The sequence below is a fragment of the Streptomyces rectiviolaceus genome, assembly GCF_039533825.1.
Lineage (GTDB): Bacteria > Actinomycetota > Actinomycetes > Streptomycetales > Streptomycetaceae > Streptomyces > Streptomyces rectiviolaceus.
Genome location: NZ_BAAAUG010000222.1, coordinates 1 through 22,283 on the forward strand (window position 1 = coordinate 1; position 22,283 = coordinate 22,283).

General features: G+C 70.3%; 21 protein-coding genes, 1 tRNA gene and 1 pseudogene. 13 read left to right on the forward strand and 10 right to left on the reverse strand.

The features are described 5' to 3' along the window. Nucleotides 1-193: 193 nt before the first annotated feature. Both ABD378_RS42475 and ABD378_RS42480 read right to left on the reverse strand, forming a co-directional pair. Nucleotides 194-781, reverse strand: a complete 588-nt coding sequence (locus ABD378_RS42475; protein WP_425583977.1) for a class F sortase — start codon at nt 779-781, stop codon at nt 194-196. Between the two features lie 116 nt (nt 782-897). Further along, nucleotides 898-1,224 carry a hypothetical protein gene (locus ABD378_RS42480; protein ID WP_344530604.1) on the reverse strand — a complete coding sequence of 109 codons (327 nt, stop codon included), beginning with the start codon at nt 1,222-1,224 and terminating at the stop codon, nt 898-900. A 217-nt stretch (nt 1,225-1,441) separates the two neighbouring features. On the opposite strand from ABD378_RS42480, the gene ABD378_RS42485 reads away from it, so the two are divergent. Beyond that, nucleotides 1,442-2,245 (forward strand): NERD domain-containing protein, encoded by an 804-nt coding sequence (locus ABD378_RS42485; protein ID WP_344530606.1) that lies wholly within the window; start codon nt 1,442-1,444, stop codon nt 2,243-2,245. A gap of 19 nt (nt 2,246-2,264) precedes the next feature. Here ABD378_RS42485 and ABD378_RS42490 read toward each other — a convergent pair whose 3' ends face one another. From ABD378_RS42490 to ligD, 3 genes are all read right to left on the reverse strand, one after another. Next, nucleotides 2,265-2,693: a DUF4440 domain-containing protein gene (locus tag ABD378_RS42490; RefSeq protein ID WP_344530608.1), complete on the reverse strand. Its 429-nt coding sequence runs from the start codon at nt 2,691-2,693 to the stop codon at nt 2,265-2,267. Between the two features lie 167 nt (nt 2,694-2,860). Beyond that, a complete protein-coding gene (locus tag ABD378_RS42495; RefSeq protein ID WP_344530610.1) occupies nt 2,861-3,742 on the reverse strand; it encodes an ATP-dependent DNA ligase in 882 nt (293 codons plus the stop codon). Continuing rightward, nucleotides 3,739-4,665 carry a non-homologous end-joining DNA ligase gene (gene ligD, locus ABD378_RS42500; RefSeq protein ID WP_344530612.1) on the reverse strand — a complete coding sequence of 309 codons (927 nt, stop codon included), beginning with the start codon at nt 4,663-4,665 and terminating at the stop codon, nt 3,739-3,741. Before ligD ends, ABD378_RS42495 begins: the two co-directional genes overlap by 4 nt. Nucleotides 4,666-4,737: 72 nt before the next feature. Between ligD and ku the strand changes: the two are divergent. From ku to ABD378_RS42515, 3 genes and pseudogenes are all read left to right on the forward strand, one after another. Further along, nucleotides 4,738-5,508 (forward strand): annotated as a pseudogene (ku, locus tag ABD378_RS42505) (non-homologous end joining protein Ku); the annotation flags it as partial. A 591-nt stretch (nt 5,509-6,099) separates the two neighbouring features. After that, entirely contained in the window at nt 6,100-6,366 is a 267-nt protein-coding gene (locus ABD378_RS42510; RefSeq protein ID WP_344530616.1) for a type B 50S ribosomal protein L31, read from the forward strand. Between the two features lie 142 nt (nt 6,367-6,508). Then, complete coding sequence (locus ABD378_RS42515; protein ID WP_344530619.1) at nt 6,509-7,861, forward strand: DUF1254 domain-containing protein; 1,353 nt, start codon at nt 6,509-6,511, stop codon at nt 7,859-7,861. On the opposite strand, the gene ABD378_RS42520 is transcribed toward ABD378_RS42515, so the two are convergent. From ABD378_RS42520 to ABD378_RS42530, 4 genes are read right to left on the reverse strand one after another with little or no spacing between them, the layout of a single operon-like run. Then, on the reverse strand, nt 7,858-8,439 hold the full coding sequence (locus ABD378_RS42520; protein ID WP_344530621.1) for an Rv1733c family protein: 582 nt from the start codon (nt 8,437-8,439) through the stop codon (nt 7,858-7,860). The two genes, ABD378_RS42515 and ABD378_RS42520, sit on opposite strands and share 4 nt — an antisense overlap. A 35-nt stretch (nt 8,440-8,474) precedes the next feature. Then, nucleotides 8,475-9,392, reverse strand: coding sequence for a rod shape-determining protein (locus tag ABD378_RS42525; protein ID WP_344530692.1), 918 nt, complete (start codon nt 9,390-9,392; stop codon nt 8,475-8,477). Beyond that, nucleotides 9,389-9,778: a TraR/DksA family transcriptional regulator gene (locus ABD378_RS44285; protein WP_386543885.1), complete on the reverse strand. Its 390-nt coding sequence runs from the start codon at nt 9,776-9,778 to the stop codon at nt 9,389-9,391. Before ABD378_RS44285 ends, ABD378_RS42525 begins: the two co-directional genes overlap by 4 nt. Nucleotides 9,779-9,829: 51 nt before the next feature. Next, on the reverse strand, nt 9,830-10,162 hold the full coding sequence (locus ABD378_RS42530) for a TraR/DksA family transcriptional regulator (protein WP_344530623.1): 333 nt from the start codon (nt 10,160-10,162) through the stop codon (nt 9,830-9,832). Nucleotides 10,163-10,471: 309 nt separating this feature from the next. Here ABD378_RS42530 and ABD378_RS42535 point away from each other — a divergent pair, with 309 nt between their 5' ends. Both ABD378_RS42535 and ABD378_RS42540 read left to right on the forward strand, forming a co-directional pair. Next, the gene (locus tag ABD378_RS42535) at nt 10,472-11,455 is read left to right on the forward strand and encodes a HAMP domain-containing sensor histidine kinase (RefSeq protein ID WP_344530625.1); all 984 of its coding nucleotides are present in this window, start codon (nt 10,472-10,474) and stop codon (nt 11,453-11,455) included. Then, a complete protein-coding gene (locus tag ABD378_RS42540; protein ID WP_344530627.1) occupies nt 11,452-12,147 on the forward strand; it encodes a response regulator in 696 nt (231 codons plus the stop codon). Before ABD378_RS42535 ends, ABD378_RS42540 begins: the two co-directional genes overlap by 4 nt. Before the next feature lie 168 nt (nt 12,148-12,315). Here ABD378_RS42540 and ABD378_RS42545 read toward each other — a convergent pair. Continuing rightward, nucleotides 12,316-12,387: transfer RNA gene (locus ABD378_RS42545), tRNA-Arg, on the reverse strand. Between the two features lie 177 nt (nt 12,388-12,564). On the opposite strand from ABD378_RS42545, the gene ABD378_RS42550 reads away from it, so the two are divergent. From ABD378_RS42550 to rho, 7 genes are all read left to right on the forward strand, one after another. Further along, a complete protein-coding gene (locus ABD378_RS42550) occupies nt 12,565-13,077 on the forward strand; it encodes a response regulator (protein WP_344530629.1) in 513 nt (170 codons plus the stop codon). Between the two features lie 189 nt (nt 13,078-13,266). After that, nucleotides 13,267-14,418, forward strand: coding sequence for an ArgS-related anticodon-binding protein NrtL (nrtL, locus tag ABD378_RS42555; protein WP_344530631.1), 1,152 nt, complete (start codon nt 13,267-13,269; stop codon nt 14,416-14,418). Nucleotides 14,419-14,474: 56 nt separating this feature from the next. Next, a complete protein-coding gene (gene lysA / locus ABD378_RS42560) occupies nt 14,475-15,866 on the forward strand; it encodes a diaminopimelate decarboxylase (protein WP_344530633.1) in 1,392 nt (463 codons plus the stop codon). Nucleotides 15,867-16,004: 138 nt separating this feature from the next. After that, nucleotides 16,005-17,297: a homoserine dehydrogenase gene (locus ABD378_RS42565; RefSeq protein WP_344530635.1), complete on the forward strand. Its 1,293-nt coding sequence runs from the start codon at nt 16,005-16,007 to the stop codon at nt 17,295-17,297. Between the two features lie 6 nt (nt 17,298-17,303). After that, complete coding sequence (thrC, locus tag ABD378_RS42570) at nt 17,304-18,362, forward strand: threonine synthase (RefSeq protein ID WP_344530637.1); 1,059 nt, start codon at nt 17,304-17,306, stop codon at nt 18,360-18,362. 288 nt (nt 18,363-18,650) lie between these two features. Continuing rightward, complete coding sequence (gene thrB, locus ABD378_RS42575) at nt 18,651-19,568, forward strand: homoserine kinase (RefSeq protein WP_344530639.1); 918 nt, start codon at nt 18,651-18,653, stop codon at nt 19,566-19,568. A gap of 372 nt (nt 19,569-19,940) precedes the next feature. Then, complete coding sequence (gene rho, locus ABD378_RS42580) at nt 19,941-22,037, forward strand: transcription termination factor Rho (RefSeq protein WP_344530641.1); 2,097 nt, start codon at nt 19,941-19,943, stop codon at nt 22,035-22,037. Nucleotides 22,038-22,283 lie beyond the last annotated feature (246 nt).

Below are 22,283 nucleotides of genomic sequence, written 5' to 3' on the forward strand. Positions count from 1 at the left end.
ATGGTCGCCCGGGTGGCCGCAGCCGCCGGCCAGCAGGGCTGCGGACCGGGCGATGCCCGCGGCGAGCGCGAGACGGCTGCGGTGCACTGCACTCCTGCCTGCCGGGAGAGCGGCCCGGGGGCTGCTCGGCTGCGGCGCGAGGTTCGGTTGCTGCGCCGCGGGGTCCGGGTCCCGTTGCCCGGGTCCGGTTCGGCTACGGCGCGAGGTCGGCGTAGAGAATGATGTTGTCGGTGCGGTGACCGTCCTTGATCGGGCCGCCACAGGTCAGCAGGCGCAGCTCGGGCCGGTCGGTCGCCCCATACACCTTATTGGTGGGGAAGTTCTTTTTGTCCACCTGTTCAATCTCGCGCACCTTGAACGTCGCGGTGCTTCCGTCCGCTCGCGGTACCTCGATCTCGTCCCCCATTCTCACCTTCGCCACGTTCTTCATCAGCGCGGGCCCCTTGGCGGTGTCGTAGTGCGCCACCAGGACGGCCGCCCCTTTCTCGCCCGGGGTGACGCCTCCGGTCCACCAGCCCGGCTCGTCCGCCTTGTCCACGGGCGGCACCTCCAGCGCGTCGTCCGCGCCCACGCCGAGGTCGAGCATCGACGTGGCGTCGACACCGGCCGCCGGAATCCGCAGGCCCGTCGGCCGGGACTTCTTCAGCGGAGCGTGCGGCTCGGCGGCCGGTGCCGCGGCGGCGTTGTCGACCTTGACGTCGGGCGCAGGGTCGCCGGAGCCCTGGCCGCAGGCGATGAGGCCGACGCCGAGGGCGGCGGTCAGCGTGGCGGCGGCCGCGATGCGGGTGGTGTGGCGGCGCTTGGTGGGCGCGGGCGCGGGGGCTTCTTCGGTGGGGGTGCTCACAGCGACTCCTGCGGGTGCGTTCCTGCGGGTGCGTGGGGGGCGTTGGGGGGGGCTCAGGCGTCGGTGCGGCCGCGGCGCAGCATCGCGTACCCGAGACCGGCGGCGCCGGCCGCCGCCATGGCACCACCGACGGCGATGAAGATCGGGTCGCCGCTGTGGAACCCCTCGGTCCCGGCCTTGACGCCGCCCTCGGGAGCGACGGGGGCGACGGTCCGCTTGCCCTCGGAGTGCGCGGGTGAGCCGGCGGCGACCGTCCGCGCGCCCCCGGCATGCCCGGGCGATTCCGCGACGGCGGCGACGGCCGGCAGGAGGAGTGCGCTGCCCGCGGCGGTGGTCACGGCGGCGGTACGGAGGAGGGAGCGGCGGCGACGGGTGCTCACGGGCGGTCCTTACGGCTGGCGGCAGATCGCTGCGGAGAGCGAAAGGGGCACCTCCGAACGTAGATGTCCGCCATTGCGGCAATTCGTCGACTATGTAACAGCGGGCCATAACTGCGGAGGCGGTGCCGTTACGAGCGGCCCAACTTCCTTCCGCGTCGCCCAGCTTCTTGCCCCAGGCGTGTCCTTGCTGCTCCCATGGTCCGTGGGGTGATGGTGCATGAGCGGACTGCGCGTCATACCGGCCTGGCGGCACGGACAGGAGCGGCTGTACGTCTGTTTCACGGACGGCAGGAACGTGGCGTGGTACGAGAGGGAGTCGTCCCGCGTGAACCTGCTCAGCGAGGAGCACAGGGATGCCGTCCTGCGCGCCCTCGCCCCCTTCCTGACCGGCGGATTCTCGATCGGCCCGCCGCCCGTCCCCACCCCCGCCGAGCTGGCCCGCCTCGCCCTCCACCCGGACGACGACCTCGCCCCGAACCGCCCGGGCGAGGCCCTCCTGATCGCCCTGGACCGCGACCCGGCCCCCGCCCGCAGGCTGCGCGCCGACCCCCGGCAGCGGGCGCTCGCCGCCGAGCACTCCATCGGTGAGGTGCTCGACGGCCTCGAAGGCGCGGGCTGGCACACCCTGCACTCGGTGCCGCTGCCGGGCGGCGCCCGCATCCACCACCTCCTGATCGGCCCCGGCGGCCTGTTCAGCGTCCACACGCTGTGGGCCCGCAAGCAGCGGGTCCGCGTCACCGACCCGATGGTCTCGGTCGGCCGCGCGGACCCGCGTCCACTCCTGAGGGAGATCCGCGCCGACGCCGACAGGGCGTCCTTCGCGCTGACGGCCGAGATCCGCCCGGTCCTCGCCCTCTCCGGGGCGAGTGACCTGGACGTGACGACCCCGCCGCGCGAGGTGCGGATCGTGCGCGACGGGGAGGTGTCGGCCGTCGCGGGCATCGGCGGCGTACTGAAACCGGCCGATGTGGAGGCGCTGCACGCGATGGCCCGCGACCGGCACACGTGGCTGCGGGTGTAGTCCGCTCCCTGGCTGCCGGTCAGAGGTTGTCCCCCCAGCCGCCCTGGATCATGGTCTGGAACGCCCAGGCCCCGCCCCGCTTCAGCAGGATGTCGGCGTAGCGCAGCTGCTGCGTCTCGCCGTTCGCGGTCATCACCGAGTCGGTGAAGACCACGGCCATGGCGGGGGAGAGGAAGACGGGTGTGCGCGTGGACTCGAAGGTGATGTCCTGGCTGCCGTCCCCCATCACGTGCGTCATGGTCGCGACGAACTGTTCCCGGTCCCACTGCGCGGAGCGACCGTCGCCCGCGGAGTCGTCGCTGACCAGGTTGAGCGGGAAGACGGCCAGGTCGGCCATGCGCTCCACGTCGCGCTTGGCGCTGTGGGCGTCGTACTCGGCGAACCAGGCGGCCAGGCTCGCGCGGTCCTCGTCGGTCGGGACGTATCCGGTCTCGGGCAGAACGGTCATGCGGGCTCCTCGTCAAGTTTGACTACGTGTGAGGAAGTTATGCTCGATTCCCTCGCTAGTCAAACTTGATTAGGCGTGATGCCGGTCACATCGGAAGAGGGGCCGGGCGAGCGGGGGTGTGCCGGGGCGTGCGGGGGCGTGCGGGGGTGTGGGGCGTCCGCCAGGGTTCAGCGGAAGCGGGCGACCACCGCGGTCGCGTGCCGGGTCGTGTTCTGCCGGACCTCCACCGTGACGGGCGGCTCGGTCGGCAGGGCGGCATACGTGACCTCGCCGATCCCGATGGCGATCGCGGTCCCTTCGCCCCTGGCCTCCGGCAGCGCGGCCCCGGCCGCCGTCCGCAGCGCGGAGGTGAGCGGTGACGACACCACGGGCGTGCCGTCCCCCGGCAGGACGAGCACGAGTGCCTGCGGGCGTGCCCTGCTCCCGGTGAACCCGACGACCACCGCGTCCCGGGTGTCGCTGTGCCGCAGCTTCAGCCACGCGCGCGTGCCACCCCGGTAGGCCCCGTCGAGCCGCTTGACCACCAGCCCTTCGATGCCGGTAGCGGGCAGGGTCTCGTACCAGGTCAGGGCGAGTTCGCGGTCGGTCGTCATCGGTACGGGCTGGAGCGGCGGGCCGAGCGGTTCGAGGATGCGTACGAGGCGTGCGCGGCGCTCCTCGTAGGGCAGGGCGCGGCAGTCCTCGCCCCCGTCCGCGAGCAGATCGAAGGCGGCGTAGGAAGCGGGGAGCGTGCGCGCGAGGTGGGTGGCGCGCGCACGGGTACCGGCGGCGCGCTGCTGTACGGCGCTGAAGTCGATGCGGCCGTCGGTCCAGACGACCACCTCGCCGTCGAGCACGGTCCCCTCGGGCAGCCGCGCCGCGGCCTCGGCGAGATCGGGAAACGCGGCGGTGACGAGTCGGCCGGAGCGGGCCTGCAGCCGCACGCGGTGGCCGTCGGCGAAGACGATCAGACGGTGGCCGTCGAACTTCGGCTCGTAGGCCCAGCCGTCGCCCTGCGGCAGCGCGGTGACGGAGTCGGCGAGGGCGACGCGGAGAGGTGGCGTGATCATGGGCGGGGCTTACGGGGCTTACGAGGGAGGGGGCGGGCCTGGTCCGGGTCGGTGAGGGGGGCGAGCAGGTCGCCGTGGCGCTGGAGGCGGGGGGCGATGTCGGCGGCCAGGAAGACGAGGTCGGCGGGGTCGCCGCGCTCCTTGACTCCCTCGACTTCCTCCCAGGTCACGGGGGTGGAGACCGTCGGTTCCTGGCGGGCGCGGAGGGTGTAGGGGGTGGCGGTCGTCTTCGCCGCGGCGTTCTGGCTGAAGTCGACGAAGACCTTGCGGGGACGCAGGCTGCGGGTCATCCGGTGGACGACCAGGTCGGGCAGCGCGGCCTCGGCTTCCTTGGCGAGCTCCTTCGCGTACGCGGTGACCTGCTCGGAGGGCGTCGGCTCCAGGTGGCAGAGGAGGTGCAGCCCTTTGCTGCCGGAGGTCTTCGCGTAGACGTCCAGACCATCCGCCTGGAGGCGCTCGCGCAGCCAGAGGCCCGCCCGGCAGCACTCGACGATGGTGGCGGGATCGCCGGGATCCAGGTCCAGCACGAGCCGGTCGGCGAGGGCCGGGGCGTCCGCCTGCCACTGCGGAGTGTGGAACTCGGTCACGAGATTGGCGGCCCACATCAGGGTGGGCAGATCGTTCACGAGGATCTGCCGGGAGTTCCCGTCGGAGCGGGGCACGTCGGCGGTCTGCACCCAGTCGGGGGTGCCCGGCGGGACGTTCTTGGCGAAGAACCGCTGGCCGTCGGGCCCGTCCGGGAAGCGGAGGAAGGAGACGGGCCGGTTGCGGAGGTGGGCGAGGAGGGCCTCGGCCGTGCTGGCGTAGTAATGCAGCATCTCGCCTTTGGTGAAGCCGGATGCGGATGCGGATGCGGTGTAGAGGGCCTTGTCGAGATTGCTGAGGGTCAGCCGCCGCCCCTCCACCTCGGTGATCGGCGTCATACGATGAGAATCCCATGAATGGGGACGAATCACCCTAAATCTATCCGTGGTGGCTGCTGAGAGGTGCCTGACGTGCGATCCATATGGAACGGTGCGATCTCCTTCGGCTTGGTCAGCATCCCGATCAAGCTCGTGAACGCCACCGAGAACCACTCGGTCTCCTTCCGGCAGATCCATACGGAGGACGGGGGCCGGGTCCGCTATCGCAAGGTGTGCGAGCTGGAGGAGCGGGAGGTGACGTCCGCCGAGATCGGCAAGGGATACGAGGACGCGGACGGCTCGATCATCCCGATCACGGACGAGGACCTGGCGGCGCTGCCGATCCCGACGGCCAAGACGATCGAGATCGTCGCCTTCGTGCCGCAGGATCGGGTCGATCCGATGCAGATGGACACGGCGTACTACTTGTCGGCCAACGGGGTGCCCGCGGCGAAGCCGTACACGCTGCTGCGGGAGGCGCTGAAGCGGAGCCAGAAGGTGGCCATCGCCAGGTTCGCGCTGCGGGGGCGTGAGCGGCTGGGGATGCTGCGGGTGGTGGACGACGTGATCGCGATGCACGGGCTGCTCTGGCCGGACGAGATGCGTGCGTCGGAGGGCGTGGCCCCGGATTCCCAGGTCAAGGTGAGGGACGCGGAACTGGACCTGGCGGACGCGCTGATGGACACGCTGGGTGAGGTCGACATGGCCTCCCTCCACGACGACTACCGCGCGGCGGTGGAGGAACTCATCACGGCCAAGGCCGAGGGTGTGGAGCCTGCGGGGCCGGCTGCGGGGGCGGATTCGGGTGGGGGCAAGGTGATCGATCTGGTGGCGGCGCTGGAGAGCAGTGTGCGGGCGGCGAAGAAGTCGACGTCGACGGCGAGGGCGGCGAAGAAGTCCTCGGCGAAGAAGACGTCACCGAAGAAGCGGACTTCGGCGTAGGTGGCGGACTGGTCCGTCTGTGGGGCGGTGCCGCGCCGGTATGTCCGTCCTAGCTATCGTCCGGTGGCCGCGGGGCTACTTCGGCTCCGGAGCGCCGCGAACCGTGCTCCGGGCAGACATACCGGCACGTCCCCTCGCGTCTCGATGCCGACTACAGGTGGGTGGGGTCCTGATCTCGCACCGCAAGGGGCAAGCCGACTCCCGCCGAACCCCGCCCCACCCCCCCTCTCCCCACCACGCAGACGCCCCCCCTCCCGCTGCGGGGCAATCGGGTGGGTGGGCGGGAAAGCTTGTTCGGCAAGGGTCGGATGCGGGGTGAACGGGCGGGTGGGCGGGGAGGTCTGTTCGGAGCCGGAGGCTACGGCGTAGCCCCCCCCGCAGGGGAGGTCTGTTCGGAGCCGGAGGGTACGGGGTAGCCCCGCGGGGAGGCCTGTTCCGGGCCGGAGGCTTCGGCGTAGCCCGCGTGGAGCCCCCAGGCTCGCCACAGCGCACGTACGCGGTGAACCTGGGGGAATGACTCAGGACAAGGATCACAACTACCGCCCCGTCGTCTTCCGGGACCGCTCGGCGGGCTACGCCTTCCTCACCCGCTCCACCGCCGAGAGCGCCCAGACCATCGAGTGGGACGACGGCGAGACATACCCCCTGGTAGAGGTGGAGATCTCCTCCGAGAGCCACCCCTTCTACACGGGCCGCGCCCGCGTCGTGGACTCCGAGGGCCAAGTCGCCAAGTTCGAGCGCCGCTACGGCGATCAGGCACCCCCGGGCGCACCGGAGTGACAAGCCGCCGCCCCGCCCCCACGCGCGCCACGCCGCGTGGACCGCAGGAGTGGCAGGAGGGGCACGGCGGCCCGACGATGGCCGTAGCACCTTGATCACGAACGACGAACGACGACGAGCTTGATCACGAGAAGGCGGCGGCATGACCGACGGCACGACCGAACTCCAGGCGCTCGCCGCCGAGGCGTACATCTACGGCTACCCGATCGTGCGCAACCTCGACGAAGTCGACCGCGTCTCCCGCAAGGGCATGGGCTCGGTGGCCCCCGCGCCGTTCAACGAGTTCAGCCATGGCAGCAAGCCCGCGGGCCCGGACGACCCCTCCGCGACCGCCGACGCCGACAACGACGTCATCTACTCGGTGGCGCAGCTCGACCTCTCCGGTGGAGCCCTCCTCCTGACGGTGCCGGACACCGGCGGCCGCTACTACGTCCTGCAGTTCGTGGACGCGTGGACCAACAACTTCGCGTACGTGGGCCGCCGCGCCACCGGCACCGGCGCGGCCAGCTTCCTGCTCACGCCACCCGGCTGGGACGAGGAGGTCCCGCTGGGCGCCACCCGGATCTCCGTACCGACCGAGGTGGCGACCGTCGTCGGCAGGTGGGCCTGCGCGGGTCCGGACGACGTGGCGGAGGTGCGGGCGCTCCAGGAGGACACGCTCCTGGAGCCGTACTGGACGGCGACCGGAGAGCCCCGCGGGCTGCCGACCCACACGTACATCCCCGACGCCGAACCGGAGCTCCTCTTCTACGAGAAGCTCCGGGCGAGGATGGCCGCCTTCCCGCCCGCGCCCGCAGACCTGACGTACCAACAACAGTTCGCGCCACTGGGCCTGTTGGACGCTCAGAGCCCTTACGCGCAGCCGGAGCCGGAACTCGCCGAAGCGCTGCGCGCGGGCTTCGCGGCGGGGAAGGAGAAGGTCGAGTACGAGTCGACCCACGGCAACAGCCCCGAGCAGCACGGCTGGAAACTGACGTACCACGCCTTCGACTACAACGCCGACCACTTCGAGGTCGGCACGCTCAAGGATCCCCAATGGATCTACACGGATCGGGAGTTGGGCCGCATGGCGCGCGCCACGTCGGCCCACACCGCGCTCTGGGGCAAGCACGGCTACGAAGCGGCGAACGCGATGACATGGACCGACGCCGACGGACAGCCCCTGGAGGGCGAGCACTCCTACACCCTGCGCTTCGAGAAGCCGCCGCCCGTGGACGCGTTCTGGTCGGTCACGGCGTACGACCTGCCGGACCGGCACCTGGTCGCCAACCCCATCGACCGCTGCTCCATCGGCGACCGCACCCCGGGCCTGAGCCACGACGACGACGGCTCCCTCACCCTCCACCTCCAGCACCAACGCCCCACCGACGACAAAACGGCCGCGAACTGGCTGCCCGTCCCCAGCGGAAACTTCCGCCTGATCCTGCGGATGTATACGCCCCACGCCGCGATCTTCGACGGGACGTACGAGCTGCCGCCGATCCGCCGGAGTTAGGGAGAGGTGGACCACCGAGAAGCGGTGCGGGCCCAAGCCGCTCCCCATTGGGCGAGGTTGTGCCGCTCCAGCCTGCGGTGGGCGCAGGCGTATGCGGCGGCGCCGGTGAGGGGGACGGCGATGGCGGTCAGGACGACGTAGCCCCTGGTGTGGTCGCGGACCTCCGCCTGGGTGAGAGGCGCGTCGGTGAGCTCTCCTTCGTCGCTGACCCATACGGGGATGGTGTTCCCGGCAGTCAGGGCGGGTTCGACGTCCGCTTCCGAGGTGCGGGTGTGCCCGTGGCGGTCGGCGAAGCGGACAGCGACCGGGTACAGGGCCTTCTTCGCCTCGACCGACCCGGGCTCGGGATGACGGGGGGCGTCGTGGACGAGGACCGCGGTGGTGCGGTGCCGGGTGTCGGCCTGGTGCCGGGCGGTCTGTTCCATGTGGCGGCGGGCCGCGTCGCCGACCAGGACGCCGGCGGCAGGGGTGGCAGTCAGGACGGCCAGGAACAGGCCGACGGCGATCCAAGCCTGTACGAGGTCGGTGCGGCGGCGCAGCGGATTGCGACGCCAGCGCCACAGCAGGGTGCCGGCCACGGGGCTCTCCTTGGGTGGTGGGCGCCTAGTGAGGCCTAGTGAGGGTGCGGGGTGTCGGTGCTTCTGGTGCTGCCTCCCGTACTGCTTCCGGTGGCGGAGGGGTGGCCGTGGGCGGCCCGGAGGAGCTTGGCGGCGCCGCGGACCGCCGCTGTGTGCGGGGCGGGCACGGGCTGGACGGGAGCGTGCAGTTGCCCGGCGATGCCGTAGCTGATGCCGGGGAGCAGGGCGCCGCCACCGGCGAGGAGCGCGCCCCGCCGGAGAGCTTCGAGGGTCCGGGAGGTGCGGTCCTGCTCGAGCATCGCGGTCACCATCGCGACGACGCAGTCGGCGACTTGAATGGAGGGGGAGGGGGAAGGGGACGGGGACGTGGCCATGGCCGTGACCGTGGGCAAGGCGCGACTGTCCAGGTCGCTCGTTCCCAGGGCGGCGTGGCGGGCGTCGATCACCGCGCCGTCGGCGAGGAGGGCGACCTCGGTGAGGTGGGCGCCGATGTCCACGACGAGCAGGGGACGGCTCAGATCGGCGTCCGCGGCCGAGGCCACGGCGCGCGCGGTGGGGATGGTCAGCACGGTGCGTGGACGGAGGACCTCGACGGCGACGCGGGCCTCGGCCCGGTAGGCGACTCCACCCAGTACAGGTGCGGTCAGGATGAGCAAGGGGCGGCCGAAGCGGGGCAGGCGGTGGCCGAGCAGCCGGTCGAGCATCCGGGCGGTTCCAGGGGTGTCGACGATGGTGCCGCGCCGGATGGGGTACACGGCACCACCGCCGTGGAAGGTCACGGTGGGAACGTCGAGGATCATGCGCCGACCGGACGTCCAGGCACGGGTCCGGGCGCTGCCCAGGTCGAGGGCGATCCCGGAGCACTGCCGGCACCAGGGCCACGAGCGATGCCGGCCGGGCACGGGGGAGTCGAGGGGCGCCGCGGGGGATCGGCGAGGTGGCGTCGTGGTCATCGGTCGGCCCCAGCTCGGACCTGCTGGCAGCGGGCGCAGTAGCGGGCCTGCGGCACGATCAGCAGGCGGTCGCGGGCGATCGGCCGCCGACACAGGTGGCAGGCACCGTAGTCACCGCGGTCCATGCGCCCCAGGGCGGCCTCGACGTCGGCGAGGACCATGCGTGCCGAGGCGGCGAGCTGGACGCGGACTTCGGTCCGGGCGGCGCTCTGCCGGTCGAGGAGCGCGTCGGCGCGGGTCATCGCGGGGGCGGAGAGCTGCTGCAGCTGTTCCCGGCGGAAGAGGAACTGCTCGCGCAAGTTCGCGCGCAGCGCGGTGAGGTCCTCGGAGGACAGGCGAACGCTGTCCGTGGTGCTGCGATCGTCGATGATCTGATGGTGGTTCACGACTTCACCCCTCGGGGAGGGCGGGAGACGGGGAGGGCGGGCGTACGGCGGTCAGTCGGCCTTCCGCTGGCAGGGAACGCAGAACTGCGTGTAGGGCAGGATCTCCAGACGCTCGACCGGGATGGGCTTGGAGCAGCCCGGGCAGGTTCCGTAATGGCCGTCCCGGACGCGGGCGAGGGCGGCCTCGACCTCTCCGAGTACCCGCTCGATGGTGTCCTTCTGCGCTGACATCACCTGTTCCTCAGCTTCCTGCCCGGCCTCGCCGATGGCCTGCAACTGCGCCAGCCGGGAGGCACGTTCGTGTTCCAGGCGCTGGCGGGCCTCGCGCGCGGTGAGGCGCTCGGGGCGGGCTTCGACCGGGGGAGTGTGGGTGTCGAGCGACATGGTGTGACCTTCTTCCAAGAGGCGTTCAACAGCGGGCGGAGCGTGTACGCCCCCACCGTCACCACCCACCGTCACTGGTACGCCGCGTAAATCCCATCGGGCGCGATACCCATCTGCGGCGGCCCCTGGACCCCATCGCGGTGTGGACGGCCCGAGGTCAGACACAAAAATGGGCATTGGGCCCCATCGACGGACGGAAGGGAAGGGTGCAGGCTGGGCGGAAGCCGCCCAAGATCAACGACTACACGACGAGCAGCGGCGAGTAGCCGACGCGCATCCGGCGAGCAACAAGAGAAAGGCATCAACCCGTTGTCCCTGTTCTGGCGGATCTTCGCGCTCAACGCGGTGGTGCTGGGCAGCGCCACCGCGCTGCTCCTGTGGGCGCCGGTGACCGTCTCCGTGCCGGTGGTGCTGACCGAGGCGGTCATCCTCGTCGGCGGCCTTGCCGTCATGCTGGTCGCCAACGCGGCCCTGCTGCGGATCGGCCTCGCCCCGCTGGACCGGCTCACCCGGCTGATGACCACGGTCGACCTGCTGCGCCCGGGGCACCGGCTGCCGGAGCAGGGAAGCGGGGAGACCGCCGAGCTGATCCGCACCTTCAACGCCATGCTCGAACGGCTGGAGCAGGAACGGGCAGCAAGCAGCGCCCGCGTCCTGCTCGCGCAGGAATCCGAACGGCGCCGCATCGCCCAGGAACTCCACGACGAGATCGGCCAGACCATGACCGCGGTCCTGCTGTCCCTGAAGCGGGCGTCGGACGAGGCGGACGAACCCCTGCGCGGCGAGCTGCAGCAGGCGCAGGAGATCACCAGGGGGAGCCTGGACGAAGTACGCCGCCTGGTGCGCAGACTGCGGCCGGGCGTGCTGGACGACCTAGGTCTGATCAGCGCCCTGACCTCCCTGACCACGGAGTTCGCGACGCACGCAGGACTGCGCGTGGTGCGCAGCTTCGACTCCGACCTGCCCCCACTGGATCAGCAGACGGAACTGGTCCTCTACCGAGTGGCCCAGGAGGCCCTGACCAACGCGGCCCGCCACGCCGATGCAGACCGGGTAGAGGTGAGCCTCTGCCGCACAGACGGCGCGGTGACGCTGTCCATCACGGACGACGGCCGCGGAACGGGGATCGCCCACGAGGGAGCGGGAATCCGCGGGATGCGCGAACGGGCCCTGTTCCTAGGGGCATCGCTGGACGTCACCACCGGTCCGCAGACAGGCACGCAGGTCCGCCTGACGATTCCAGTACCTGCCTCAGACTCCACCCCCACCCCACCCCCGGGAAGCAGTAAATGAGCACGCCCGACACGAACACGACCGCCACGAGCACGCCAGCTAGGTCCAGGATCCGCATCCTCCTCGCCGACGACCACGCACTGGTGCGTCGAGGGGTACGGCTGATCCTGGACGGCGAACCGGACCTGGAAGTCGTCGCGGAGGCAGGTGACGGCGCGGAAGCCATCGCCCTGGCGCGCACGCACGAGGTGGACTTGGCAGTCCTGGACATCGCGATGCCCCGAATGACGGGCCTGCAGGCAGCACGCGAACTCGCGGCGCTGAAACCGGGTGTACGCGTACTCATGCTGACGATGCACGACAACGAGCAGTACTTCTTCCAGGCGCTGAAGGCAGGCGCCAGCGGCTACGTACTGAAGTCGGTGGCGGACCGAGACTTGGTGGCCGCCTGCAGGGCGGCAATGCGAGACGAGCCCTTCCTCTACCCGGGAGCGGTCACAGCCCTGATCCGCAACTACCTCGACAGAGTCCGCCACGGAGAGGAGCCACCCGACCAGGTGCTGACGGCACGCGAGGAGGAGGTCCTCAAACTCGTGGCAGAGGGCCACTCGTCGAAGGAGATCGCCGAGATGCTCTTCATCAGCATCAAAACGGTCCACAGACACCGAGCAAACCTGCTCCACAAACTGGGCCTACGAAACCGCCTGGAACTAACGCGCTACGCAATCCGAGCCGGCCTGATCGAACCCTGACCACGTTCCTGACTGCTGCTCGCTCCAAGATCATGTCCACGTCTAGTCCACAGGCTCTGACGCAGGGTCGTTCAGGGCGGCATACGGCTGCACGCTTCCGTAGATACGCGAAGACCCCGACCGCAGCGTTTCCGCTGGTGACGGGGTCTTCGGACACCTCATACAAGGTGCCCCCGGCAGGATTCGAACCTGCGCACCCGGCTCCGGAGGCCGATGCTCTATCCCCTGAGCTACGGGGGCGTGTCAGCGCTGTGTGCGCGGCGACGTGTAGAACCCTACCAGCTCCTAACGGCTCCCCATGAACAGGTATTTCCGCACCTCTGTGGCTGTGGGGCTGCCGCATCCGCACCTCGCGTCCCAGAGGTCAGCCTTGGCTTCATCACACGCTCACCGCACGCTCCCCCGCACGGGGCGGAAGTGGGGAAAACCCGGACGCGGTGGCGGACGCGGACCTACTCTCGAGTTGTGTCAGGCGTGACCGGCCGCGTGCTTGTTGTGGACGACAACAAGGTCATCCGGCAACTGATCAGGGTCAACCTCGAGCTGGAGGGCTTCGAGGTCGTGACCGCGGCTGATGGTGCCGAATGCCTGGACGTGGTGAACCAGGTCAGACCTGATGTCGTCACGCTCGACGTGGTGATGCCCCGCCTCGACGGGCTGCTTACCGCCGCTCGGCTGCGCTCCGATCCGCGGACCCGGGACCTGCCCATCGTCATTGTCAGTGCTTGTACTCAGTACGAGGTGGAGAGCGGGCTTGAGGTCGGGGTGGACGCGTTCCTCGCCAAGCCCTTTGAACCTGCCGAACTGCTCGGAATCGTACGGCAGTTGATGGAGCATGGCGGTGGTGGTGGCGGGGGCGGACGTGGTGCCCTCGGCAGTGATTGTGGGGCCGCCGGAGAAGCCGAGCGCGCCGGCCGGCCCGGCGGCTGACCCAGCTGCCGTTGCCGTTCCCGATGCCGCGGAGCTGCCGATGCCGCCGGCGCCACTCCCGGAGTCGCCGGAGCCGCCGTCCTCCCCCACCTCCCCCACCTCCCCCACCTCCCCTTTCCCCGTCCACATCCCGGACCATCCGGGAAACCAGGTCGCGTCCCTACCCCCCTCCTCCCATACGCTTGTCCCGTGACCCCCGTCGAGCTCTCCCGCACCGTGCTGCGCGCCATGCGCCGTGCCGTCGATGACGGGGAGCTCAGTGGCCTTGGAGATCTTGGAGGCCCCGGGGATCTCAGTGACGTGGGCGTGGCCCGGCGGGTCGTCGTCGAGCGGCCGCGGCCCGGTGGGTGCGGGGACTACGCCACCAACGTCGCCCTGCAGGTCGCCCGCGCCGCCGGGCGGTCGCCCCGGCAGGTTGCCGAAGTGCTCTCCCCGCGGCTCGCCGGCGAGCCCGGCATCGCCGCCATCGACATCACCGGGCCCGGCTTCCTCAACATCACCCTCGAACGAGGCGGCCCCCAGAACACCGGCAGCGACAGCGATAGCGGCAGCGGCAGTGCCAGCGCCGCCCTCGTACGTGACGTCCTAAGCCGCGGCGCCTCCTACGGCCACGTTGCCCTCGCCCCCGAAACCACCCCCGGCCCCGGCGAACCCCACCACCTCCACTTCCCCCGCGAAGTCCGCGCCACCGTCCTCGCCGACTCCCTCCGCCGCATCCTCGAATCCCAGGGCACCCTCGTACGCCTCACCTGCGACGAAGCGCCCGACCCCGGCTGGGACTCCCTCGGTGTCCACACCGACGCCCACGGAAAGCCCCGCGCGCAGACGGAGACCCTCAAGACCCTCCGCCCCGTCCCCGCCCCGGCCGACCCCACCCCCCTCGGCCCCGACGCCGCCCGCTGGGCCCTCCTGTACCCCGCCGCCCACGACCGGCCCCGCATCAGCGACGAGCACCTAGTCCAGCGAGAGGCCAACCCCCTCTTCCGCGTGCGGTACGCCTACTCCCGCACCCGCGCCCTCACCCGCAACGCCGCCGCCCTCGGTTTCACCGCCGAGCCCGGGGCCATAGCGGAACCAGAAGCGCAAGCCCTCCTCGACGCCCTCGCCGACCACCCCCGCATCCTCGCCGCGGCTGCCCGCCACCGTGCCCCCGACCGCCTCGCCCGGCATCTCGTCGTCACCGCCGATGCCTTCCTCGCCTTCCAGGCCGACGTTCTGCCCCTTGGGGACGAGAAACCCTTGGCCGCCCACCGCGCCCGGCTCGCGCTCGCCGATGCCGCCGGGACGGTGCTCGCAGGCGGCCTTTCCCTGCTAGGCATCAGTGCCCCCGAATTCTTGTGACACGTGAAGACGTGAAGACGTGAAGACGTGAATGAAGTGAGAGAGACGACCGCGACATGAGCCGTTCCGCACACCCCGCCGGGCCCCGCCACGCCGACGTAGTCCCCGAAGGGCACTACACCGCCCCGGCCGCCGACCTGAACTCCCTCGACCCGAAGGTCTGGGCGCAGACGGTCACCCGCAATACCGACGGCGTCGTCACCGTCGGCGGGATCGAAGTGACCCGGCTCGCCGAGGAGTTCGGCACCCCCGCCTACTTCCTCGACGAGGCCGACTTCCGCGCCCGCTGCCACGCCTGGCGCGGTGCCTTCGGCTCCGACGCCGATGTCTTCTATGCCGGGAAGGCCTTCCTCTCGCGCGCGGTCGTGCGGTGGCTGCATGAAGAAGGGCTCAACCTCGACGTGTGCAGCGGTGGCGAGCTCGCCACCGCTCTCGCCGCCGGGATGCCCGCCGACCGCATCGCCTTCCACGGCAACAACAAGACCGAGGAAGAGATCGAGCGGGCCATCGCCGCCGGTGTCGGGCGCATCGTGCTCGACTCCTTCCAGGAGATCGTGCGCGTCGCCCACATCGCCGAGCGGCTCGGCATCCGGCAGCGCGTGCAGATCCGCGTGACCGTCGGCGTCGAGGCCCACACCCACGAGTTCATCGCCACCGCCCACGAGGACCAGAAGTTCGGCATCGCCCTCGCCGGGGGACAGGCCGCCGAGGCCGTGCGGCGGGCGCTGCGGCTCGACGGGCTCGAGCTCATCGGCGTGCACTCGCACATCGGGTCGCAGATCTTCGACATGGCCGGGTTCGAGGTCTCCGCCCGTCGCGTCGTGCAGCTGCTCGCCGAGATCCGTGACGAGCACGGCGTGGAGCTTCCCGAGATCGACCTCGGTGGCGGGCTCGGCATCGCCTACACCTCCGAGGACGACCCCCGCGAGCCGCACGAGATCGCCAAGGCGCTCGGCGAGATCGTGACGCGTGAGTGCGAGGCCGCCAATCTCCGGACTCCTCGCATCTCCGTCGAGCCGGGCCGCGCCATCGTCGGGCCGACCGCCTTCACGCTCTACGAAGTCGGCACCGTCAAGCCGCTCGAAGGACTGCGTACGTACGTCTCCGTCGACGGCGGCATGTCCGACAACATCCGTACCGCGCTCTACGACGCCGAGTACAGCGTCGCGCTCGTCTCGCGGGAGTCCGACGCCGAGCCCATGCTCGTCCGCGTCGTCGGCAAGCACTGCGAGAGCGGGGACATCGTGGTGAAGGACGCGTTTCTGCCCGCCGACCTCGCGCCCGGTGATCTGATCGCCGTGCCGGCGACCGGTGCGTACTGCCGTTCCATGGCGAGCAACTACAACCACGCCCTTCGACCGCCGGTCGTCGCCGTGCGGGATGGTGGGGCGCGGGTCATCGTCCGGCGCGAGACGGAGGAAGATCTCCTGCGTCTGGATGTCGGCTGAGGAAATATCGGCCGAGAAACAGCTTCTGGCAGAGTATCGGCCAGTGAAATAGATGTCTCACAATCCGGACAGTGGATAGAAACTGCGATCCGGTGGGTGAGACTGGTCCCACTGTAGATGTATGAGAAGTGAGGTCGGATGATGCGTACGCGTCCGCTGAAGGTGGCGCTGCTGGGCTGTGGGGTTGTCGGCTCAGAGGTGGCGCGCATCATGACGACGCATGCCGACGACCTCACGGCCAGGATCGGCGCCCCGGTGGAGCTCGCCGGGGTCGCCGTCCGTCGCCCCTCGAAGGTGCGCGAGGGAATCGATCCTTCCCTCGTCACCACCGACGCGACCGCGCTGGTCAAACGCGGGGACATCGACGTCATCGTCGAGGTGATCGGCGGCATCGAGCCGGCCAGGACCCTCATCACCACCGCCTTCGAGCACGGCGCATCCGTCGTCTCCGCCAACAAGGCGCTCATCGCCCAGGACGGCGCCGCGCTGCACGCCGCCGCCGAGGAGCACGGGCGGGATCTCTACTACGAGGCTGCTGTCGCCGGTGCCATTCCGCTGATCCGGCCGCTGCGCGAGTCCCTCGTCGGTGACAAGGTCAACCGGGTTCTTGGCATCGTGAACGGGACCACCAACTTCATTCTCGATGCCATGGACACGACGGGGGCGGGCTACCAGGAAGCGCTCGACGAGGCCACTGCTCTCGGGTACGCCGAGGCCGACCCGACCGCCGACGTCGAGGGCTTCGACGCTGCCGCCAAGGCCGCGATCCTCGCCGGCATCGCCTTCCACACGCGCGTGCGCCTCGACGACGTCTACCGCGAGGGCATGAGCGAGGTGACCGCCGCCGACTTCGCGTCCGCGAAGCGCATGGGCTGCACCATCAAGCTGCTCGCCATCTGTGAGCGGGCCGCCCACGGCGGGTCCGTCACCGCGCGCGTGCACCCCGCGATGATTCCGCTCAGCCATCCGCTGGCGTCGGTCCGCGAGGCGTACAACGCCGTCTTCGTGGAGGCCGAGGCCGCCGGGCAGCTCATGTTCTACGGTCCCGGCGCGGGCGGCGCTCCCACCGCGTCGGCCGTCCTCGGCGACCTCGTCGCCGTCTGCCGGAACAAGCTCGGCGAAGCCACCGGGCCCGGCGAATCCGCGTACACCCAGCTGCCCGTGAGCTCCATGGGCGAGGTCGTCACGCGCTACCACATCAGCCTCGACGTAGCCGACAAGCCGGGTGTTCTCGCCCAGGTCGCGACGGTCTTCGCCGAGCACGGCGTATCGATCGATACGGTCCGTCAGACGGGCAAGGACGGCGAGGCCTCCCTCGTCGTCGTCACCCACCGCGCGCCCGACGCCGCTCTCAGCGGCACCGTCGAGGCGCTGCGGAATCTCGACACCGTGCGTGGTGTCGCCAGCATCATGCGGGTTGAAGGGGAGTAAGCAGCAATGACCCACCAATGGCGCGGAATCATCGAGGAGTACCGGGATCGTCTTCCCGTCTCCGACACGACGCCGGTCGTGACGCTCCGCGAGGGCGGCACGCCGCTCGTGCCCGCGCAGGTGCTCTCCGAGCGCACGGGCTGCGAAGTGCATCTCAAGGTCGAGGGCGCCAACCCGACCGGGTCCTTCAAGGACCGCGGCATGACGATGGCGATCACGAAGGCCAAGGAGGAGGGCGCGAAGGCCGTCATCTGCGCCTCCACCGGCAATACGTCGGCCTCGGCCGCCGCCTATGCCGTACGCGCCGGGATGGTCTGCGCGGTCCTCGTGCCGCAGGGCAAGATCGCGCTCGGCAAGATGGGCCAGGCGCTCGTCTACGGCTCGAAGATCCTCCAGGTCGACGGAAACTTCGACGACTGCCTGAACCTCGCCCGCGCCCTCTCCGAGAACTACCCGGTGGCGCTGGTCAATTCGGTCAACCCGTTCCGCATCGAGGGCCAGAAGACCGCCTCGTTCGAGATCGTCGACGCGCTCGGTGACGCCCCCGACATCCACGTACTTCCGGTGGGCAACGCGGGCAACATCACGGCCTATTGGAAGGGCTACAAGGAGTACGCCGCCGACTCGGTCTCGACGCGCACTCCTCGCATGTGGGGCTTCCAGGCTTCCGGTTCCGCGCCCATCGTGCGCGGCGAGATCGTCAAGGACCCGTCGACGATCGCCACCGCGATTCGCATCGGCAACCCCGCGTCGTGGCAGTACGCCCTCGACGCGCGCGACGAGTCGCACGGCTTCATCGACGAGGTGACGGACCGTGAGATCCTGCGCGCCTACAAGCTGTTGGCGTCCCAGGAGGGTGTCTTCGTCGAGCCGGCGTCGGCCGCTTCCGTCGCCGGTCTGCTGAAGGCCGCCGAGCAGGGCAAGGTCGACAAGGGGCAGAGGATCGTCTGTACCGTCACCGGAAACGGCCTCAAGGACCCGGACTGGGCCGTCGCCGGCGCACCGCAGCCGGTCACCGTTCCGGTCGACTCGGCCGCCGCGGCCGAGCGTCTGGGTCTGGCATAACCGTCCCGCGTCCGGCATAACCGGTTCGGTCCGGGATAGCCGCAGACGCAGGGCGGGCATAATCGCCTGGAAAACCCGCAACTCCGCATAGGGGGTGCACAGGGGGCTTACGACACGCATCGTGCGCCTCCTGTGCGCCCTATGTCGCCACAGAACCTTCCTTCGATAGGCTGTACCTAACCCGCCCCGCCGCATATGCCGCGGTGCCGCCGTAGAGCGGCCTTCGGGTAGTGCCTCATCACGTGGCAAGTCCTCAAAAGATCGCAGCTCAAGGAGAGTCATCGAGCGATGGCCGGTCCCGCGTTCCGCGCCGCCGCCGTCCGGGTGCGCGTCCCCGCCACCAGCGCCAACCTCGGCCCGGGCTTCGACGCCCTAGGCCTGTCGCTGGGTCTGTACGACGACGTCGTCGTGCGGGTGGCCGACACCGGACTGAACATCGACATCGCAGGTGAGGGCAGCGAGACGCTCCCGCGCGACGAGTCGCATCTGCTTGTACGTTCCCTGCGTACCGCCTTCGACCTGCTCGGCGGACAGCCGCGCGGGCTTGAAATCGTCTGCGCCAACCGCATCCCGCACGGCCGGGGCCTCGGCTCCTCGTCCGCCGCCATCTGCGCGGGCATCGTCGCCGCGCGCGCCGTGACGATAGGCGGAGACGCCCGTCTGGACGACAACGCCCTCCTTGAGCTCGCCACCGAGATCGAGGGCCACCCCGACAACGTCGCCGCCTGTCTGCTCGGCGGTTTCACGCTCTCCTGGATGGACGGGGGAGCTGCGCGGGCGATCAGGATGGAGCCCGCCGATTCCATCGTTCCGGTGGTTTTCGTACCGGGAAAGCCCGTCCTCACCGAGACCGCGCGCGGACTGCTCCCGCGCACCGTCCCGCACGTCGACGCGGCCGCCAACGCGGGCCGGGCCGCACTGCTCGTCGAGGCCCTGACCAGGCGCCCCGAGCTGCTGCTTCCCGCAACCGAGGACCGGCTCCACCAGGAGTACCGCGCGCCCGCCATGCCGGAGAGCGCCGCCCTGGTGGAACGCCTGCGCGCGGACGGTATCCCGGCCATGATCTCCGGCGCGGGACCCACGGTCCTCGCGCTGGCCGATGAGAGTGCGGCCGACAAGGTCGCACGCCTCGCGGGCGAGGGCTGGGCGGCCAATCGCCTGGCGCTCGACGCGACCGGTGCGAGCGTGCTGCCGCTTGCGCCTTGACACCTGGTGACCGGATTAGAGAGGGGGAATGTTTGTTGGATCCGGTAGTGTTAATCTCAAGTCTGCACCCGACCCCACCATGGCGAGGTGCTTTGTGTCCCCGTCCGGGACATCCATCCTTCCGGGAGCCTCCCAAACTGCTCTGTGCCCCGCATTGAGCAGCGCCGAGCACGCTCCGGAACCGGCGTGACCGAGCCGAGTGACACCGCACATCAGTGGCACCTCACCGGGACTCGCCATCACCAGTGAATTCTTCCGCCGCGCGTTGGCGGACCACCGCCCCGGCATGGTCCACACACCAGAGGACCTCCGGACAGCACAACCGGTCGCCGAGCCAGACAGGCCGACGTCCGCTCCAGGGAAGGACCCTTCGTGAGCGACACCACCGATCTGATGGGCGTGACTGCCGACACGCCCGCCACGGACGCCTCTGCGGCGCCTGCCACCGGTGCTTCGGCCGGGTCCCGGCGGCGCCGCGGCACCGGCCTCGATGGCATGGTGCTGGCGGAACTGCAGCAGGTCGCATCAGGCCTCGGTATCAAGGGCACCGCGCGGATGCGCAAGAGCCAGCTGATCGAGGTCATCAAGGAGGCGCAGGCCGGAGGGGGTGCCCCCGCGAAGAGTGCCGCGCCGTCCGCGTCCACGGACGCCGAGACCAAGCCCAAGCGTCGCGCCACCTCGAAGGCCCGGACGGGCGAGGACACCGCGGCGAGCACGGACAAGGCCGCCAAGGCGAGCAAGGCCGACAAGGCCGAGCAGACCGCGGGCGCCAAGGCCGAGGACGCCACCGCCCAGCAGCAGATCGACATCCCGGGCCAGCCCGCGGGTGCCGACAAGGGCGAGCGCCGCCGTCGCCGTGCCACCGCCGACGCGGGAAGCCCCGAGACGGTCACCGCCGAGGCCAAGGGCGAGCCGAAGAACGACGCCAAGAGCGACAAGAACGACAAGAGCGAGGCCAGGGCGGACGCGTCGTCCGAGGCCAAGGGCGACGGCTCCGGTGACAGCAACGCCGACGGCCGCCGTGACCGCCAGGGCCGCGACCGCCAGGGCCGTGGCCGTGACCGCGACCGCCGTGGCAACAAGGGCGACGAGCAGCAGGGCGGCAACCGCCAGCAGGGCGGCGGCCGTCAGGACCGCCAGGACCGCGGCGACCGCCAGGACCGCCAGGACCGCCAGCAGCGGGACCAGCGGGACAACGGTCCGCAGGACGACTTCGACGACGAGGCGGGTGGCCGCCGCGGTCGCCGTGGACGCTACCGCGACCGCCGTGGCCGCCGTGGCCGCGACGAGTTCGGCGGTGCCAGCGAGCCGCAGGTCGCCGACGACGACGTACTGATCCCCGTCGCGGGCATCCTGGACATCCTCGACAACTACGCGTTCATTCGTACGTCGGGCTACCTCCCCGGCCCGAACGACGTGTACGTGTCGCTCGCCCAGGTCCGCAAGAACGGTCTGCGCAAGGGTGACCACGTCACCGGCGCCGTCCGCCAGCCCAAGGACGGCGAGCGCCGCGAGAAGTTCAACGCGCTCGTCCGCCTCGACTCGGCGAACGGCATGGCGGCCGAATCCGGGCGCGGGCGACCGGAGTTCAACAAGCTGACGCCCCTTTACCCGCAGGACCGGCTCCGTCTCGAGACCGACCCGGGCGTGCTCACCACCCGCATCATCGACCTCGTCGCGCCGATCGGTAAGGGCCAGCGAGGCCTGATCGTGGCCCCGCCGAAGACCGGCAAGACCATGATCCTGCAGGCGGTCGCGAACGCGATCACCGTCAACAGCCCCGAGTGCCACCTGATGGTCGTCCTGGTCGACGAGCGTCCGGAAGAGGTCACCGACATGCAGCGGTCGGTGAAGGGCGAGGTTATCTCCTCGACCTTCGACCGTCCGGCCGAGGACCACACCACGGTCGCCGAGCTGGCCATCGAGCGCGCCAAGCGCCTCGTCGAGCTGGGTCACGACGTGGTCGTGCTCCTCGACTCGATCACCCGCCTGGGCCGTGCGTACAACCTGGCGGCTCCGGCCTCCGGCCGCATCCTGTCCGGTGGTGTCGACTCGACCGCGCTCTACCCGCCGAAGCGCTTCTTCGGTGCGGCGCGCAACATCGAGGACGGCGGCTCGCTGACCATCCTCGCCACCGCGCTCGTTGACACCGGTTCGCGCATGGACGAGGTGATCTTCGAGGAGTTCAAGGGCACCGGCAACATGGAGCTCAAGCTCGACCGGAAGCTCTCCGACAAGCGCATCTTCCCGGCGGTGGACGTCGACGCGTCCTCCACCCGCAAGGAAGAGATCCTGCTCAACAGCGAAGAGCTCGCGATCGTCTGGAAGCTGCGCCGGGTGCTGCACGCGCTCGACTCGCAGCAGGCCATCGAGCTGCTTCTCGACAAGATGAAGCAGACGAAGTCGAACGCCGAGTTCCTCATGCAGATCGCGAAGACGACCCCGACGCCGGGCAACGGCAACGACTAGTCCTCGCGCGACTCGCGCAAGCAAAGGTCCGCCCCCGTCGAACGACGGGGGCGGACCTTTGCGTTTGTGGGGGCGCGGCAGGGGCGCCGAATGACCTTGGCCACACACCTAAGAGATTCTTACGGTCACGGGCAGTAGCCCCACCACCGAAAAAACCGCAGGTGAGAAGCCGGAAGGACGGGGCAGGAGTGCACGATGCGTCACGAGCGCGCGCCGGGGCGCCCACAAACCGCTGTGCAACCCTTC